11 protein-coding genes are annotated in these 16,186 nt (G+C 65.5%); 4 read left to right on the forward strand and 7 right to left on the reverse strand.

What is annotated here, in order from left to right:
- Positions 1-749 precede the first annotated feature (749 nt).
- Positions 750-1,004, forward strand: a complete 255-nt coding sequence (locus ACNSN7_RS01720) for a DUF7563 family protein (protein WP_418280215.1) — start codon at positions 750-752, stop codon at positions 1,002-1,004.
- Between the two features lie 70 nt (positions 1,005-1,074).
- Here the strand turns inward: ACNSN7_RS01720 and glmS are convergent, their stop codons facing one another.
- Complete coding sequence (gene glmS, locus ACNSN7_RS01725; protein ID WP_418280216.1) at positions 1,075-2,931, reverse strand: glutamine--fructose-6-phosphate transaminase (isomerizing); 1,857 nt, start codon at positions 2,929-2,931, stop codon at positions 1,075-1,077.
- Between the two features lie 245 nt (positions 2,932-3,176).
- The gene (locus ACNSN7_RS01730; protein ID WP_418280218.1) at positions 3,177-3,665 is read right to left on the reverse strand and encodes a DUF7344 domain-containing protein; all 489 of its coding nucleotides are present in this window, start codon (positions 3,663-3,665) and stop codon (positions 3,177-3,179) included.
- 995 nt (positions 3,666-4,660) lie between these two features.
- Between ACNSN7_RS01730 and ACNSN7_RS01735 the strand changes: the two genes are divergently transcribed.
- Positions 4,661-5,767: a ferritin-like domain-containing protein gene (locus ACNSN7_RS01735; protein ID WP_418280219.1), complete on the forward strand. Its 1,107-nt coding sequence runs from the start codon at positions 4,661-4,663 to the stop codon at positions 5,765-5,767.
- 154 nt (positions 5,768-5,921) lie between these two features.
- Here ACNSN7_RS01735 and ACNSN7_RS01740 read toward each other — a convergent pair whose 3' ends face one another.
- The 3 genes from ACNSN7_RS01740 to ACNSN7_RS01750 form a co-directional block, all read right to left on the reverse strand.
- Positions 5,922-7,082, reverse strand: coding sequence for a DegT/DnrJ/EryC1/StrS family aminotransferase (locus ACNSN7_RS01740; RefSeq protein WP_418280221.1), 1,161 nt, complete (start codon positions 7,080-7,082; stop codon positions 5,922-5,924).
- On the reverse strand, positions 7,075-8,220 hold the full coding sequence (locus tag ACNSN7_RS01745; protein ID WP_418280222.1) for an NAD-dependent epimerase/dehydratase family protein: 1,146 nt from the start codon (positions 8,218-8,220) through the stop codon (positions 7,075-7,077). Before ACNSN7_RS01745 ends, ACNSN7_RS01740 begins: the two co-directional genes overlap by 8 nt.
- Before the next feature lie 332 nt (positions 8,221-8,552).
- Complete coding sequence (locus tag ACNSN7_RS01750) at positions 8,553-9,554, reverse strand: GNAT family N-acetyltransferase (RefSeq protein ID WP_418280223.1); 1,002 nt, start codon at positions 9,552-9,554, stop codon at positions 8,553-8,555.
- 349 nt (positions 9,555-9,903) lie between these two features.
- Here ACNSN7_RS01750 and ACNSN7_RS01755 point away from each other — a divergent pair, with 349 nt between their 5' ends.
- On the forward strand, positions 9,904-11,373 hold the full coding sequence (locus tag ACNSN7_RS01755; protein ID WP_418280225.1) for an oligosaccharide flippase family protein: 1,470 nt from the start codon (positions 9,904-9,906) through the stop codon (positions 11,371-11,373).
- Between the two features lie 359 nt (positions 11,374-11,732).
- A complete protein-coding gene (locus ACNSN7_RS01760) occupies positions 11,733-12,659 on the forward strand; it encodes a glycosyltransferase family 4 protein (RefSeq protein ID WP_418280227.1) in 927 nt (308 codons plus the stop codon).
- 97 nt (positions 12,660-12,756) lie between these two features.
- Here the strand turns inward: ACNSN7_RS01760 and ACNSN7_RS01765 are convergent, their stop codons facing one another.
- Both ACNSN7_RS01765 and ACNSN7_RS01770 read right to left on the reverse strand, forming a co-directional pair.
- Positions 12,757-13,353 carry a DUF2062 domain-containing protein gene (locus ACNSN7_RS01765; RefSeq protein ID WP_418280228.1) on the reverse strand — a complete coding sequence of 199 codons (597 nt, stop codon included), beginning with the start codon at positions 13,351-13,353 and terminating at the stop codon, positions 12,757-12,759.
- An 82-nt stretch (positions 13,354-13,435) separates the two neighbouring features.
- The gene (locus ACNSN7_RS01770; RefSeq protein WP_418280229.1) at positions 13,436-16,174 is read right to left on the reverse strand and encodes a heavy metal translocating P-type ATPase; all 2,739 of its coding nucleotides are present in this window, start codon (positions 16,172-16,174) and stop codon (positions 13,436-13,438) included.
- Between the last annotated feature and the right edge of the window lie 12 nt (positions 16,175-16,186).

Below are 16,186 nucleotides of genomic sequence, written 5' to 3' on the forward strand. Positions count from 1 at the left end.
AACGGAGTGAGCGGGGGCTCGGGAGACGGAGTCTCCCGGTGGGGCGAAGCCCGCCGCAGCAAGCAGCGTGGCGCGACGCGCCACGGGCAGCCGGCGGCAGAGCCGCCGGCGACACCGCACCGGGCTGTGTGGAGAGGGGCGGCGCGCAGCAAGGCGCGCGAGTCGTCGTGGCTGGGGCTTTGCAGGTGTTCACCGCCAATCCGAGGAAGACCGCTTATAAGCGAGCGGCTGGGGCTTTGCAGGTGTTCACCGTCGATCCGAGCGAGACCACTTATAAACATCCGCCAGCAACACCCCAGTTCCACGTATAAACAACCGCGCCACCGATCTGCGTCACGTACTCCCGCTATCGATCACGAAGCACCGTTCAAACATCGGCTGTTGCATGCTGTCTCATGTCTGAATGATACGATCTCAACGAAGCCAAGCGACCGAGATCGAGACGGACGATGTTCTCCAGAACGCGATGCCGATGAACTCGTACGTTTCGGAGATCGCGTCCCGTTTCGTCGATGAAAAGTAACCCGTCACCCGACGACCGTGGACAGGGGTCAGCTGAAAGGGGGGATGGTGTCGATCCTCGGGTGCTCGGGCAGTAGTTCGAATGACCCCGACCCGTTTCGTTATCCACGTCCTACTCCGGAGAGTCCGTTCCGTTCGTTGCGTACCGGGACGGCTCGACTCGATCCGGACCCGCCCGCTGAGGTATCACCCGACTAACCAAACGGGTGTCCGCGAATCGAGGAGCCATGTCCGACCGACGGTACTCGACGGATCCGAACCGGCGATGTGAGCGCTGCGGCTCGGCAGTCAGTACGCAGTTCGTTCGCGTGTTCGGCACGGAAAACGCCGTCCATGGCTGTCTCGACTGTCTAACGCGACATCAACTCGCTATCGGCGAGGCGGCGATCCGGCCGGACGTCAACGCCGATACGGGGAACGAGACGGTCGGAACCTACCTGCAGTGGGACCGCGACGGGCGGTCATCGATGGAGGAGCGATAGCCGGGCAGCCGGTCCGAACGGCGGATCGAGACGGGACGGGACGGAACGGATCGTCGATCGATCGAATCGATCACTCAACGGTGACGCTTTTCGCGAGATTTCTCGGTTTGTCGATCGCCCGGTCGCGGATCTCCGCGGCGTGATACGCCAGCAGTTGGAGGTGCACGTTCGCCAGCATACCGGCGAGCTCCGGGTCCGTATCGGGAATCGGGAGGTACTCGTCGACCGCGTCACGGATCTCGGTCGCGGACTCCGGGCCGACACCGATGATCGGCGCGCCACGGCTCTGAGCCTCACGGACGTTGTGCAGCGTCCGGTCGTCGTCCTGCCCCGTGAACACCGCGACGATCACCGTCGAGGGAGTCACGAGCGCGAGCGGACCGTGTTTGAGTTCGCCGGCGGCGAATCCCTCCGCGTGTTCGTACGTGATCTCTTTGAACTTCAGCGCGCCTTCGAGCGCGACCGGATAGCCGACCCCGCGCCCGATGAAGAAGTACGAGTCGGCGTCGGCGTACTGTTTCGCCAGCCGCGCGGCGCGGCCATCGTTGACGACGGTTTCGACGTCGTCCGGCAGCGACCGTATCGTACCGGCGTCGACCCCGCCGTCGGTCGTACTCGCCCGTGCGGTGGCCTGTTTCGACCGGGGCTCGCGGCCGAACTCGATACCGGCTCCGTCCTCCTCGAAACGGTCCGCCAACAGCGCCAGCGCGGCGACTTGCGAGGAGAACGTCTTCGTCGCGGCGACGCCGACCTCGGGACCGGCACGGATGAACATCGCGTCGTCCGCCTCGCGCGCTGCGGTCGATCCGACGACGTTCGTGACGGCGAGCGTGCTCGCCGGTGACTCGTTGGCGACCCGAAGCGACGCCAGGGTATCGGCCGTCTCGCCGCTCTGCGTGACCGCGATCACCAGCGTCCGGTCGGACATCGGCATCGGGTCGTGTGCGAACTCGTTCGCGCGCATCGCCGTTGCGGGGACTCCCCGACGTCGAAGCAGCGTGCTCCCGTACATGGCTGCGTGATACGAGGTCCCACAGGCGACGAAGACGACGTTCTCGATCGATGCAAGCGATCCCGGCGGGAACGCGTCCAGGACGGTTCCCGTGGAGTCGGTACGGCCCTCGATCGTCTGTCTGAGCGAGGTCGGCTGCTCGTCGATCTCCTTGCGCATGAAGTGGCTGTACACGCCCTTCTGTGCGTCACCGGCGGCCCAGTCGACCGTCTCTGCCTCCCGATCAACCGGGTCGCCCGCGGTGGTCGTGATTCGATACCCGGCGTCGTCGAGGACGACGACGTCGTCGTCCTCCAAGTAGACGACGCGGTCCGTGAACTCCAAGAACGCGGGGACGTCGCTGGCGAGGTAGTTGGCGTCATCGCCGAGTCCGAGCACGAGCGGCGACCCGTGGCGGGTCGCGTAGACGGCGTCCTCGTCGGCAACGACCATCGCGAGGGCGTAACTCCCCTCGAGCCGGTCCGTTGCCGCCCGAAACGCGGTCTCGGCGTCGGCACCAGCGTCGAGCTCGCGAGCGACGAGATGGGGGACGACCTCCGTATCGGTCTCGCTGGTGAACCGATGACCGTCCTCGCGTAGCTCGCGTCGAAGGGATTCATAGTTCCGGATGATCCCGTTGTGGACGACGGCGACCCGTCCGTCGTCGTCCGTGTGTGGGTGTGCGTTGGCGTCGGAGGGCGGTCCGTGCGTGCTCCAGCGGGTGTGTCCGATACCGACGCTGCCCGGGAGGTGGCGCTCGACCAGCGCGGCGTCGAGCACGTCAGTTTCCCCTTCGCGCTTGCACACGTCGATCCCGTCTTCGCACCGGACCGCAACCCCCGCGGAGTCGTAGCCGCGGTACTCGAGGTTTCGGAGACCGGTCATGAGCTCCGCGAGCGCGTCGCCGTCGCCGACGCGAGCGATGATCCCGCACATCTCACGACCTCGCTCGGTCGGTGCTCTCGCTGCGAAGCGATCGGGGGTCGTCTGCTTTCGTCTGTGGATTCATGAGTTGAGTCCGTCCGTTCCGATATCGTCGGAACGACGAGGCGAGATCCACGAGATCGATGCTTTGTTATGGAGTGACAACCGGCTGACGCCACCGGTAGGGACTCACTGTGGGACTCGAAGAAACGGAGGCGTCTCGATCGAACGGTGATCGACACTCGGCGTTATATCCGCTACTGCTCGACCGTACACGACCGGTGGTACGCCGCGAGGCTGGCGAGTGCGACGAGCGTCGCGAGGAAGACGATCGATATCAGCCCGCTGGACAGCGTTACTGCCGCAACGAGTGCAACCGACGAGACAGCCGTGAGACCGCCGTAGTATCGCGGCCACGACCGACGGGACTCGAACTCGCGTTCGAGATAGGTGTGGTACGTGTCGGCCATCGGTCCTCGCTCGACGGTCCCACGGTTCTTGTCGAACTCGACGGCACCGGCGTCGTTCATCTTGGGGAGGTGGCACTGGTAGAGCCCGACGTACACCCGCTTTCGCTCCTGCGCGTTGAGCGCGGCGGGAGGCTTGTCGTTTTCGATCCCACCGATGTGTTCGGCGAGGTCGCTGAGCGTAGTGGAGCCGTCGTGGTCCTCGATCGCCTTCAGTACCAGCCGCCGACGTTGGTTTCGAAGGACGTTGAACACGACGTCGAGGGACAGTTCGGACACCGATCGTCCATCGTCACCTCGTTCGTCGGGAGATGACTCTATGTCGGTACCGTCGGCCTGTGTGGTTTCGGGGGTGTGTTTGGCAGCACTCATGTTCGAGTTAGTTCGTTCGGAAGCTCGTTCGTCGTTTCGTACGCCTGAGAGAGATCATACTCCGTCGCGTCACGTGGGGACCGTTCAGTCCGTCCGACTGACGGACCGACCGTAACGCCCCTGAAAAGGTACGACCGAGCCCGATCGAGGTACCGGTCGTCGAACCGTTCCGACCGAAAACCGTCGATCTTTGGTAATGTGGTCGGCATTGTGACACCTCATCCATTCTGAAGGAACGTATTAAAACCCACAGACCCTTTCGGCCAATATCGGCCGGTAGGCGTCCATTACTGCGCACATACACGAGCCGATCTCCCCGTGGAACTGCAGGAATATCGTCCACGAACCGTTCACGCCCCCGGATATCGAGGCCCGTGGACCTCGGTCGCTGACTGAGTCGCGGTCCCAGCACCGCCGGCACCCGGTGTCGGATCCCACCTTCGGGCACGGTCGAGCGCAACGGGGTCCACCCCGATCGGATCGATCCCAGCCACATACACACGATCTGATAGCGTGGTTACCAGTCACGTACGTCACGCCGGATCGGCTGTGGTCGGTCGTCGATCGGAGACGACAGCACCGCTCGGGGCGGGGAGTTGAGCACCCGGTCCGGCGCTTTCGCTCGGCTTACTGCAGTGACGCGCCCGCATCCGACCGTACTCGATCCCGACGATCGAGGGCACCATCACTGAACCGCTTCGAGGAGCCAGTAAGCTCGGCATCGTCCGAGGTAATCCGATTAAACCGAATCGGCCGCGAGAGTAACCCTAGGCAATGTTTACGGCACTTTACGATCGCGACAAATAACAATACGACGAACTGTAGAAGGGACGTTTGGTCGGACAGGCGGACGGTCGGCGAACGACGCTTACCGAACGATCGGTCCGACGCCCGAGACAAACATGATTGAATCAGACACGATGCACGAACGTGCAGAGCGGATCGCGGAATCGATACAAACACGGATCGCGGACGACGAGAGCTCCCGCCGGAGCTTCTTGACGCAGTCCGCCGTCGCCGGCGGGGCGTTGCTGGCACTCAGCGGCGGGACGGCCGTCGCCCAGGAGGAAGAAGAGGAGGAAGCCGAAGAGGAGATGACGCCGTTCGCGGAGGATCGCGGTACCGACGTGGACGTGTTGAACTACGCGCTCACACTGGAGAACCTGGAGGACGCGTTCTATCGCGAGGCGCTCGAGGAGTTCGACACCGACGACTTCGTCGAGGCGGACGCCCTCGCAGACCTCGACGAGGATGACCGCGTGGAGGTGTACGAGTACGTCAACGTCGTCAGCGACCACGAGTCCGATCACGTCGACGTTCTCACCCAAGTCGTGGAAATTCTCGGGGGCGAGCCGCCCGCGGAGATGGAGTACGACTTCGGCATCGAGAGCGTCGGGGACGTCCTCGAACTCGCACAAGTGTTCGAGAACACGGGTGTCGCCGCCTACGCAGGCGCTGCACCGTACATCGAGAGTCCTGATCTCGTAAGCGCTGCCGTCTCCATTCACAGCGTCGAGGCCCGCCACGCAGCGGTGTTCAATCACATCAACGGCGAGTCGCCGTTCCCGGACGCCTTCGACCCATCGATGTCACAGGAAGAGGTCATCGATGCCGTCAGTGACTTCATCGTGGGTCCCGCTGACGAAGAGGAGGAAGAGGAGGAGGACGAAGAAGAAGAAGACGAGGAAGAGGAGGAGGAGGAGGAAGAAGACGAGGAAGAGGAGGAAGAAGTTAACGGCGATCCCGATGACGAGGTCAACGGCGACCCCGATGACGAGGTTAACGGCGACCCCGACGACGGTCTCAACGGAGACCCCGACGACGAGGTCAACGGCGAACCCGATGACGGTCTCAACGGAGACAACGGCAACGACACCGACACCGGTGACGATATCCTGAACGGCAACGACACCGACACGAACGGTGACGGTATCCTAAACGGCAACGACACCGACACGAACGGTGACGGTATCCTAAACGGCAACGACACCGACACGAACGGCAACTAAGTCGGTCACCGGCGAGGGAGACCCTCGTGGGGGGGAACGTGTCGAGTCGACGTCCGTATCGATGCCAGCGAACCTCTGCACGGACCGTGACGGAACCACCAGCGATACGATTTTTCGCCGACGCTCAGCAACGAGACGGTTCTCCACATTCATCTCACTGACTGCGTGCTGATTTTCGAGGCAACGACTCGCGTTCTGCCCTGATCAGCGACGCCATTCGTTCGACGGTTCCGTCGTCGAGTTCCTGGTGAGTCGGGAGCACGAGCAGCCGATCGCGAAGGGTTTCGGCTCCCGACGACGACCGAACTTCGTCGTGGCGATACACCGCCGGCCACGTGAACGCCTCACAGGGGAGTCCCCGGCTCCGAAGCGCTCGGAGGTAGCGCTGGCGGGACTCGGGATCCGGGGCCAGTGCCGCGACACCGTACGGCGACGCGCCGACGGGGGCGGGCGGAGTGACGACTCGGAGAGCGGGGTCGTCGACGAGCAGTGACCGGAGCGTACGGTATCGGTCGTATCGAGCCGACTGAACGGACTCGGGCCGACAGCGAGCAAGCCCCCGATCGGTGAGTGAGCCGGGCGATCGTCCCGAATCCTCGGGGGCGACCGACTCGACGGTCGCCTCGGTCACCCGTTCGATCGTCGGTTCCGGGTCCAGCGGAACTCTCAACCGGTGTGCGACCGCCAGCGCTGCGACCCGGGGGATAGTCCCCCGTTCGCGGCGGCGACCGTCGGGGCGAGGAACCGGCGCGTGACGGGCGACTATCAGCCCGCCGTTCGGAACCGGGAGCGTCTTGTGGAGACAGAACAGCGCGACGTCGCCCGTCGACCCCAACAGTCGCCCGTCGTGGTCACGGCCGAACGCCGCACGCGCGCAGTCCTCGATGACGAGTGTGTCCCGTGAGCGGGCGAGCGAAGCCAAGCCGTCGAATCCCTCGTCCGCGAAGCCGAAGTAATGGATGAAGAGGATCGCGGCGGGATCGACCTCGTCGATGCGATCGGCGACGTCCGTCACGGGGAGGGAGAGGTCGGGATTCACGGGGTAGTACCGTACGTCGAACCCGCCGTCGAGGACCGCCCACGTCACGCCTCCGGGTACGTACGCCGGAAGCAACACCGTCCCCTCGCGGTCCGCCGCCCGGAGCATCGCAGACAGACCGTGTTTCACACGGGCGTACAGCGCCCTGTCCCCGGGCGGAACGAGCTCCTCGTCGTCGAACCACGCCGGCGTGCTCCCGCCGCTCCGACTGTGACCCCGATCGAACAGCCAGCGGAGCCGAAATCGGGGGTGATCGACCGCGTGAGCGTCACGCATCGTCGTCGGATCGGGGCCCCCGCGTTATCGGTCCCGGCGTGCTCCCGGATGCCGAGCCGTCTCGTCCGTTGATCAGGTCCACGAGACCCGCTCGGAGCGAAACGCGTGTCTCGAACCCCAGCATATCCCGTGCCCGTTCGGTCGCCGCCCGACTGTGTCGAACGTCACCCTGTCGGGCGGCTTCGTGGCGGACGTCGACGTCGGTCGCGGTCTCCTCGCGAACGATCGCGGCGAGCTCGTTCACGGTGACGCTCTCGCCGGTCCCGACGTTGTACGCGGTGCCGGTGTGCTCGGTCGTCGCCGCCGCGAGGTTCGCCCGAACGACGTCCGAGACGTGGACGAAATCGCGCGTCTGTTCCCCGTCTCCGTGTACGGTGAGCGGCTCGCCCGCGATCGCCCGCCGGAGGAACGCCTCGATCACGCCGCTGTACGGGCCGCGTTGACCGGGTCCGTACGCATTGAAATAGCGCAGGGCGACGACCGGGATCCCGTACGACGCCTCGTAAGCGCGGGCGTACGCGTCGGCGGCGACCTTATCCGCCCCGTAGGGCGACTGCGGCGTCATCGGCTCGTCGATCGTGACGGGCAACGAGTCCGGATCGCCGTAGACGGCGGCGCTCGACGCGAGGACGACCCGCGCCTCGGCATCGCGGGCGGCCTCCAACACGGCGAGGGTTCCGTCGACGTTCACCCGGTGGGACCGCGACGGGTCCGCGACCGACTCCTCGACGCTGACGACCGCGGCCTGGTGAAAGACGACGTCGACGTCCGACATCGCTCGTTCCACCGTCGCCCGGTCCGTGACGTCCCCCTCGATCAGGGTCGCGTCGTCGGGAACCGCAGTCGAGCTCCCGGTCGTGAGATCGTCGAGGACGCGCACCTCGTTGTTCGCAGCGAGTCGCCGGGCGAGGTGGCTTCCGATGAAGCCCGCACCACCCGTCACGAGGACCGTCCGACCGCGGAGACGCGCGTCGGAGGTGTCGAGAGCGTCGGCCTCGTCACTCCTCTGTACGTCCGTCCCGCCGTCCATCCGCACGTTCGTCCCACCGTCCATCCGCACGTTCGTCCCGCCGTCCGCCCGCACGTCCGATCCGCGACGAAACCCCGTCATCGTCGGAAGCGCGGGACGTCGTGGCATTGCACCGATCGTCGTACCGTTGCTGACGGGATCACAGATCGCCGTGTATCCAGGAGGACTCGACCGCTCGGGCGTCGATCCAGTGTCGCGCGTCGCCGGCGTCGACGTGGATCAGTCGTTCGTCCTCGAGGATCATCGGTTCGTCCCCGAAGCGCACGTTGTGTACGTGACGCTCGTACGTGGCACCCGACGCGATTCATATCAGCAGCTCGCCGTTCTCCGCCAGCGTCGTTCGGATCCGTTCGTACATGTACTCGCAACACGGTCGGGAAGCGGTATTGTTACGCACCGGATACGGGGCGGTCTCCGTGGACAGCGGGCGGCCTCTCCGCTCACTTCACCAGCTCGTACAGGCGCTCCGCGATAGTCATCCGATAGCCGGCCGTCCCGACGCTATAGTATGGGACGAGCTCCGCGCCGAACTTGCTTTTGTACCGGCAGAGCCGTTCCGTGTTCGCACCGTACAGATCGTACGCAGTGACGGTGTCACGCGGCGGATCGGTCGCGATCTCCTCGAGGATCCGCCAGTGGATGAGACTGTTGACGGCGACGCCGTCGTGGACCGTTCGTCCGCCACCCTGCCAGAAGTACGCCGCGTCGGGCGAGTAAAACACCGTGACGCCGGTGAGGAACTCGCCGTCGTCCGACCGCGCCACGTACACGCGTGCCATCTCGCCGAGCGCGCGGTAGAGGTCACGGACGTAGGACCACTCTTGGGAAAACGGCCGGTCCTGTTCCGCGTATCGGTCCCGCGTCTGTTCGAACACGTGGCGGGCGGCGTCGATCCCTTCGCGTGTGACCGTCACATCGAGTTCGGTGGCGTCGCGTACCTCCCTGCGGAGGCTCTTGCTGGCCTGCCGGAGCAGGTCGTCGGGATCGCTCTCCGACACGTCGAGGCGGTACGTGAATTTGGTGTCGAGCGAGAGATCCTTCCAGACGTACGGTCTCGGGTCCTCGAACCCCGTCCGACAAGTTATCTTGGACAGGGTTCCGTAGCCGTCGAGCCCGAACTCATCGACGACGAGGTTCGTGAACGTCCGAAACACCTTCTCCCGTTTTCGCTGTTTGGGACTCGCGGGCATCATGACCGGCCCCAATCGCGGGACGCCCATCCCGGGCGGCGGCGACGTGACCACGGTTCCGATCGGCAGCGACTGGACGAACACCGGCAGCAGCGCGACCGGTCTCTCGCCTTTGAACCCGCCGACGAGCTGGAGGTCGCTCGCGGTGTGATCGTCGAGAACGGATAGCGCGTCCGGCGTGTGAAACGCCTCGATCCCCGTCTCCGGAAGGGCGTCGTCCCACTCCCTGAGGGAGAGTTGTCGAAGCTCCATTGATACCCGGTGGTCGGGATCCAATCTGCTTTGTTAATCCTGCCATACCACTCGCCGGAACGACGATCACGGAGACGATGTCGAACGTGTCTGAGGATGCAGAAAACCGTCTCGTCTCCGAGACCCGTCCACCGAGAAGCGCCGTCGACGAGCTACCGTCGCCCGTTGATGAGTCACCGTCCCACGCAGATGAGCCACCGTCTCACAGCGAACGGACGGGAGAAGGCGCATCCTTACAAAGGGATTACTCCGCTCAGACTGGTACGAAACGGGACTTGACGCTCATGATCTCGACTCATCACCACGTCACTGACGACCGCCGAGAGCCGATGCGCGTCTCGCCCCAAGAATGTCGATAGCCGATCGTATCTCGAGGGGCGTCAGCGCTTCGCTCGGTGCGAACCTGATCGACACGCTCGCCAACGCGCTTCTCATCGTCGTGCTCGCGCGCTACCTGTTGACCCCCGAGGAGTACGGCCTGCTGTTTTACGCGCTCTCGATCGTCGGTGCGGTCGCCATTCTAGGCACGCTCGGGATCCCGTCGTCGGCCGGTCGATACGTGACCGAGTACGGGGAGGTGAACCGCGATCAGGTGCGCTACGTGATCCGGTCCTCGCTCGGGTACCTGCTCGCGCTCTCGGCGGTCGTCGGAGCCGCCATCTCGCTGGGAAGCCCGCTCATTGCGGCGCTACTCGACGAGCCGGGACTCGCACCGATCCTGGCGTTGGGGGCCGGCTACGTCGTGTTTCAGTCGCTCCGGAAACTGATCTCGAGCGTGTTTCAGGGACTGAACCGGGTCGATCTGAGCGCACTCGTCGCCGCCGTGTCGGCGGTCGCCCGGTTCGTCTTCGTGGTCGTCCTCGTGTCGATCGGTCTCGGGGCCGTCGGCGCATTCCTCGGGTACGTCCTCGGGTTCGCGGTGTCGGCCGCGCTCGGCGGGACGCTGTTGTATCGGCGGTTCTACCGGACGTACGACGCGACGGTCGACCGCGCGGACGACCTCGTCCGGCGGCTGCTCGAGTACAGCATTCCACTCACTGCGACGCGGGGTGCGACCGTGCTCGACAAGCGCGTGGACACGATCCTCGTCGGGTTCCTGGTCGGCCCGCTCGGCGTCGCGTACTACACGGTCGGCAAGCAGGTGTCGCAGGTCGCGGTCGCACCGGCGACGTCGCTCGGAACCACCATCTCGCCGACCGTCGGCGAACAGAAGGCGGGCAAACGAACGGACCGGGCTGCACGAATATACGAACGCTCCTTCGAGGCGATCGTGATCCTGTACGTGCCCGCAGCCGTCGGGCTCCTCCTCGTTGCGGGACCGCTCGTTCGGGAGGTGTTCGGCCCCGACTACGGGGGTGCCGTGATCGTCGTCCAGATATTCTCGCTGTACGTCCTCGTCAACGCGGTGTCCCGGATCACCAGCGACGCGCTCGACTTCCTCGGGCGGGCTCGCGAACGGGCGATCGTCAAAACGACGATGGCCGTCGCGAACGTCGGATTGAACCTGCTTTTGATCCCGATCGTCGGCGTCGCTGGTGCCGCCATCGCGACCGTCATCACCCATTCCGTGTACGTGGGTGCGAACGTGGTCATCATCTCCCGCGAGCTCCCGCTCTCGTTCGAGCGGATCGTTCGCTCGGTCGTCGGCGTCACGGCCGTCTCGGTCGTGATGGGGGTCGGCGTCGCAGCGCTCGTCCCGTACGTGTCCGGGATCCCCTCTCTCCTCGGCGTCGTCGGTCTCGGCGTGGCTATTTGGGGACTGCTGTCCGTGCGAACCGGCCTCGTCGACGTCGCGGAACTCCGCGGGTACTTCGCGTGAACCACCGTTTCGCGGCGTACGGAGGGCATAACAAACCGTACTACGGAAGTTCCTTCGAGTATCGATGATTAGCAACGCCGACGTACGGGGAGGGACGTACGGCCGCCGGTCGAACGACCGCCGAGTGAACTGCGGAGAGTCGAACGACCGCCGAGTGAAGCGGGGGGAACCGATGACGCAACGAACGGAATCGATCTCCACAGAGGGTTTATAACGGTGATTCCGTTCATCGAGGCGACTCATCGAGGGAACCGCTTCCAGACGACCGATTCGCCGCCGACCGTATCCTCGCCGATCTCCGTTCTAACAGTCGGCGGACCGCATCCGGACCGATTCGGCCCGAAGGTGGGCTGGTGACGATGCGAGTCCTCAACCTCGTCACGAGCGACGAGGCCCGATTTTTTAACCAGCAGGTCGAGATCCTGGAGGGTCGAGGAGTCGAACAGACCACCATCTCGCTTCCGACGTCGTCCGTCGAGGGGAACGGACGCCGATCGGTCGTCGACTATCTCCGGCTGTTGCCCCCGACGATCTATCGCTCGATGGGCGAGTACGACCTGCTACACGCCAACAGCGGGCTCACCGCACCCGCCGCCGTGCTCCAGTGCCGACTGCCGACCGTCGTTTCGCTGTGGGGAACGGACCTGATGGGACGATACGGACCGATCACGAAGCAATTCACGAAGCGGTGTGACTCCGTGATCGTGATGTCCGAGGAGATGGAAGAGCAGTACGGTCACGACTGTCACGTCATCCCACACGGCATCGATCTCGAACGGTTTACGCCACAACCGCGGGAGGAATCGGCCGAACGGCTCGAATGGGACCCCGACACCAAGCACGTACTGTTCCCGTACCCGCGAGAGCGCGCGGTGAAGGACTTCCCGCGCGCAAAGCGGATCGTCTCCGAGGCGAGTTGCCGGATCGACGACGACGTCGAGCTTCACACGGTGACCGGCGTCCCCCACGAGTCGATGTCGCTGTACATGAACGCGGCGGACGTGCTGCTTTTAACCTCCGAACGGGAGGGCTCGCCGAACTCGGTGAAGGAGGCGATGGCGTGTAACCTCCCGGTCGTTTCGACGCCGGTCGGAGACGTCCCCGAGCGACTCGTCGGCGTCTCGCCGTCCGTCGTCAGCGACGACGATGCGACGCTCGTCTCCGGCGTCACCGACGTGCTCGCGAGCGGACGTCGCTCGAACGGACGCGAGAAGGCACACGAGGTCAGCATCACTCGGATGGCGGATCAGCTGATGGACGTGTATCGAGACGTCGCGACGAGCTAGCCTCGTCCGGCGGTCGGAGACGTGTGAGCCACGAACGGTGACGGGAGCGACCGGGAGATCGGTCACTGTCAGTCGTTAGTTGTCGGTCGTCGTCTCGTCAGTGATCGTCTCGGTGGTCGTTCGTCACGTCAGCCATCTCGTCAGTAGTCGTCTCGTCAGTGGTCTCCCCCGTCTCAACCGGTTTCCCGCCATCCCCGAGCACGGCGTCCTCGGAGTCGACGACTTCCTGTATCGCCTCCACGAGATTCACCTCTCTCCCCTTGAACGCTTCGACGAGACGGAAGCAAACGACGTAGCCGGGCACGGCGGCAACGACGGCGAGTATCAGGTTGCCCACCAACAGACGGGCGACGATCTCCGGACCGGCCGAAAGGGATATCTCTGTTGCGCTTGCGCCCGGAACGGGTCCGAGGATCGCCACCCCGAGCGTGAAGCTCGCCGCGTACACGCCCCACTTCACGACCGGATTGAACACGACGACGGACGCGAACAGTGCGACCTTGTTGATCCGATCGAAGAGCCACGCGAGCAGAACGAAGAGGATCAGCCCCGTGCCGAGCGTCGGCAGCATCGTAATGAACACGCCGATCGCGAAGCTCCCCGCGGTCTCACGGGAGCTGTACTCCTCCGCGAACGAGCGCTGAAGCTCCGTCTTCATTCGCCCGCCCCACGCCTCCAACCGAGCCACGATCATCTCCCGACGGTAACGTCCCGCGAGGAAAGTAGCTGTCGGCGAGCCGCTCGGCGTCGAGCGACGAGATGAACCCGGTCCGGGTTCACTTGAACAGCCAGTAGAACGGTCGTACCAGCAGGAAGTGGTAGTCTTCGTCGGGCGTCCAGCGCCGGAACGCGAGGCTGTTCGTCATCACGGACACCGAGGAGCCGGCCATCGCGAGCCCGGCCAGCGCGGGGTTGAGAAGCCCCAGTGAGGCGATGGGGATCAACGTCACGTTGTACGCGAACGCCCAGAAGAGGTTCTGTCGCACCTTCGCGATGGTCGCCTCGGAGATACGTAGCGCCTTCAAGACGTCTCGCGGGTCGTCGCGCATCAGCGTCACGTCCGCGGACTCGATGGCGACGTCGGTGCCCGAGCCGATCGCGATGCCGACGTGGGCGGTCGTGAGCGCGGGCGCGTCGTTGACCCCGTCGCCGACCATCACCGCGCGGCTCCCGTCGGCCTGGATCGCGTCGATGGCGTCCGCCTTGTCCTCGGGCAGCACCTCCGCGCGCACGCGGTCGGGATCGACCCCGACCCGCTCGGCGACCGCGCGGGCGGTACGCTCGTTGTCCCCGGTGAGCATCGACACCGCGATCCCTCGGTCACGGAGCGTCGTGACGGTCTCGCGGGCGCTCTCGCGGACCGTGTCCGCGGTCGCGACGACGCCCAACAGCTCGCCGTCGAGCGCGACGAGCATCGCCGTCTTCCCTTCGGACTCCAGACGCTCCATCGTCGCCGCCGCCGGTTCGGGATCGACCCCGGCGTCCCGTAGGAGCTTCCGGTTCCCGACGAGCGTCTCGCCGACGGGCGTGTCCGCGCGGACCCCGTGGCCCGGCACGTTCTCGAAGTCGGACGGCTCCGCGACGTCGACGCCGCGCTCGCGTGCGCCCTCGACTATCGCCTGCCCGAGCGGGTGTTCACTGCCGGACTCCGCGGCGGCGGCCGCGCGCAGGAGCCGGGATTCACGCTCCTCGGCCGCCGAGGCCGCTGCCGGTTCGACGGCAACGCCGCCGTCCGAAACGCTCCCGCCGTCGGCGGTCGGGGTCCCATCACCGCCGTCGGCGATCGGTGTTCCATCGCCGCCATCGACAGGTCGACCGTCGACGAACGCCACCACGTCGGTCAGTTCCATCTCGCCGTGGGTGAGCGTCCCGGTCTTATCGAACACGACCACGTCGACGTCGCGGACGCGTTCGAGGATGTCCGCTCCTTTAAACAGCACGCCGTTGGTCGCCGCGATGGTCGATCCGACCATCGTCGCCGCCGGGGTCGCGAGCCCGAGCGCGCAGGGACACGCGATGAGCACCGCCGAGGCGAACACGACCATCGAGAACTCCAAGACGCTCACGCCGCCCACGACGGGGCCGCCACCGACGGGCGTCCACAGCGGCAGCCAGTTCACGAACGCGGCGAGCGTCTCGGGAAACAGCGCCCAGACGATCGCCCAGAGCATCGCGTTCGCGATCACGAGCGGGACGAAGATCCCCGACACCCGATCGACGAGCCGCTGGATGTCGGGCTGACGCGACTGCGCCTCCCGCACGCGTTCGACGATCTGCTGGATCGCGGTGTCCTTGCCGACCTTGGTCGCCTCGACGAGCAACACGCCGTTCTCGTTGACCGTCGACCCGACGACCTCGTCGCCGGGGGCCTTCTCGACGGGGACCGACTCACCGGTGAGCATCGATTCGTCGACCGCGCTTTCCCCGTCGATCACGACGCCGTCGGTCGGTATCTTCTCGCCGGGTCGGACCTTCATCGTGTCGCTGACCTCGATCGCCTCGATATCGATCGTGCGTTCCTCGCCGTCGACGACGATCGTCGCCTCGTCGGCGCTCATTCGGAGCAGTTTCCGGAGCGCGTCGCTCGCTTGCGCCTTCGAGCGGACCTCCAGCCAGTTGCCGATCGTGATGAACCAGAGGATGTACGCGACCGCCTCGAAGTAGAGGTCACCGACCAGCGGATAGCCGAACAGCGGGCCGACGAGAACGGCCGTACTGAACAGGTAGCCGGCGGACGTGCCGGTCGCGACGAGCGTGTCCATGTTGACGTCGCGAGCGTTCGACCACGCGCGCCACGCCCCGGCGAGGAACTCTCGGCCGAGCGTCGCCATCAGGACCGTCGCGACGGCGAACTCGATCCAGCCGACGTCGATCCCGACGACCGTCTCGGGGACGCCGTACAGTCCGAACATCCCACCCATCAGGTACCAGAAGGGGAGCGTCAGGATCCCCCCGCCGATCACGAGTCGACGCTGTCGTGCGAGTTCGCGTTCCGCGGCGCTCCGACGCCGTTCGCCGCCCGTCCCGGTGGCGTCGGGATCCGAGCCACGGGACCCGGCTCCGTCGGAACCGCTCCCGGCCGTCCCGTCGCCCGACTCCCGAACCGGCTCGAAGCCGGCATCCTCGACGGCCGCGTACACGTCCGCGAGGTCGGCGTCGACGGGGTTGTACTCGACGCGCGCCTCGTCGGTGGCGGCGTTGACGTTCACCTCGATGACGCCGTCGACTGCCCCGATCGCCTCCTCGTTGGTCGCGGCGCAGGTCGAACAGCTCATACCCGCGATCCCGACAGTCGCCGTCTCGGAGACCGGATCGTAGCCCGCCTCCCGGATCGCGTCGTAGATCGCCGCCAGTTTGACGTGTGCGGGATCGTACGACACCGTCCCCTCGTCGGTCGCAAAGTTGACGGACGCCTCCTCGACCCCCGGAAGCGCCTCCAGCGCCTCCTGAACCGTCCCGGAGCAGGTCGAACAGGACATCCCGCCGATCTCGAGATGTGCGCGGCGAGTACTCATACGTGTACACGT

Origin of the sequence: Halorubrum rarum (assembly GCF_048380895.1) — an archaeon.
GTDB lineage: Archaea > Halobacteriota > Halobacteria > Halobacteriales > Haloferacaceae > Halorubrum.

Bases quoted from the DNA above. Each gene is read 5' to 3' on its own strand.
- ACNSN7_RS01720 (WP_418280215.1), top strand. From the start codon at position 750: ATGTCCGACCGACGGTACTCGACGGATCCGAACCGGCGATGTGAGCGC.
- glmS (WP_418280216.1), bottom strand. From the start codon at position 2,931: ATGTGCGGGATCATCGCTCGCGTCGGCGACGGCGACGCGCTCGCGGAG.
- ACNSN7_RS01735 (WP_418280219.1), top strand. From the start codon at position 4,661: ATGATTGAATCAGACACGATGCACGAACGTGCAGAGCGGATCGCGGAA.
- ACNSN7_RS01740 (WP_418280221.1), bottom strand. From the start codon at position 7,082: ATGCGTGACGCTCACGCGGTCGATCACCCCCGATTTCGGCTCCGCTGG.
- ACNSN7_RS01745 (WP_418280222.1), bottom strand. From the start codon at position 8,220: ATGCCACGACGTCCCGCGCTTCCGACGATGACGGGGTTTCGTCGCGGA.
- ACNSN7_RS01750 (WP_418280223.1), bottom strand. From the start codon at position 9,554: ATGGAGCTTCGACAACTCTCCCTCAGGGAGTGGGACGACGCCCTTCCG.
- ACNSN7_RS01755 (WP_418280225.1), top strand. From the start codon at position 9,904: ATGTCGATAGCCGATCGTATCTCGAGGGGCGTCAGCGCTTCGCTCGGT.
- ACNSN7_RS01760 (WP_418280227.1), top strand. From the start codon at position 11,733: ATGCGAGTCCTCAACCTCGTCACGAGCGACGAGGCCCGATTTTTTAAC.
- ACNSN7_RS01765 (WP_418280228.1), bottom strand. From the start codon at position 13,353: ATGATCGTGGCTCGGTTGGAGGCGTGGGGCGGGCGAATGAAGACGGAG.
- ACNSN7_RS01770 (WP_418280229.1), bottom strand. From the start codon at position 16,174: ATGAGTACTCGCCGCGCACATCTCGAGATCGGCGGGATGTCCTGTTCG.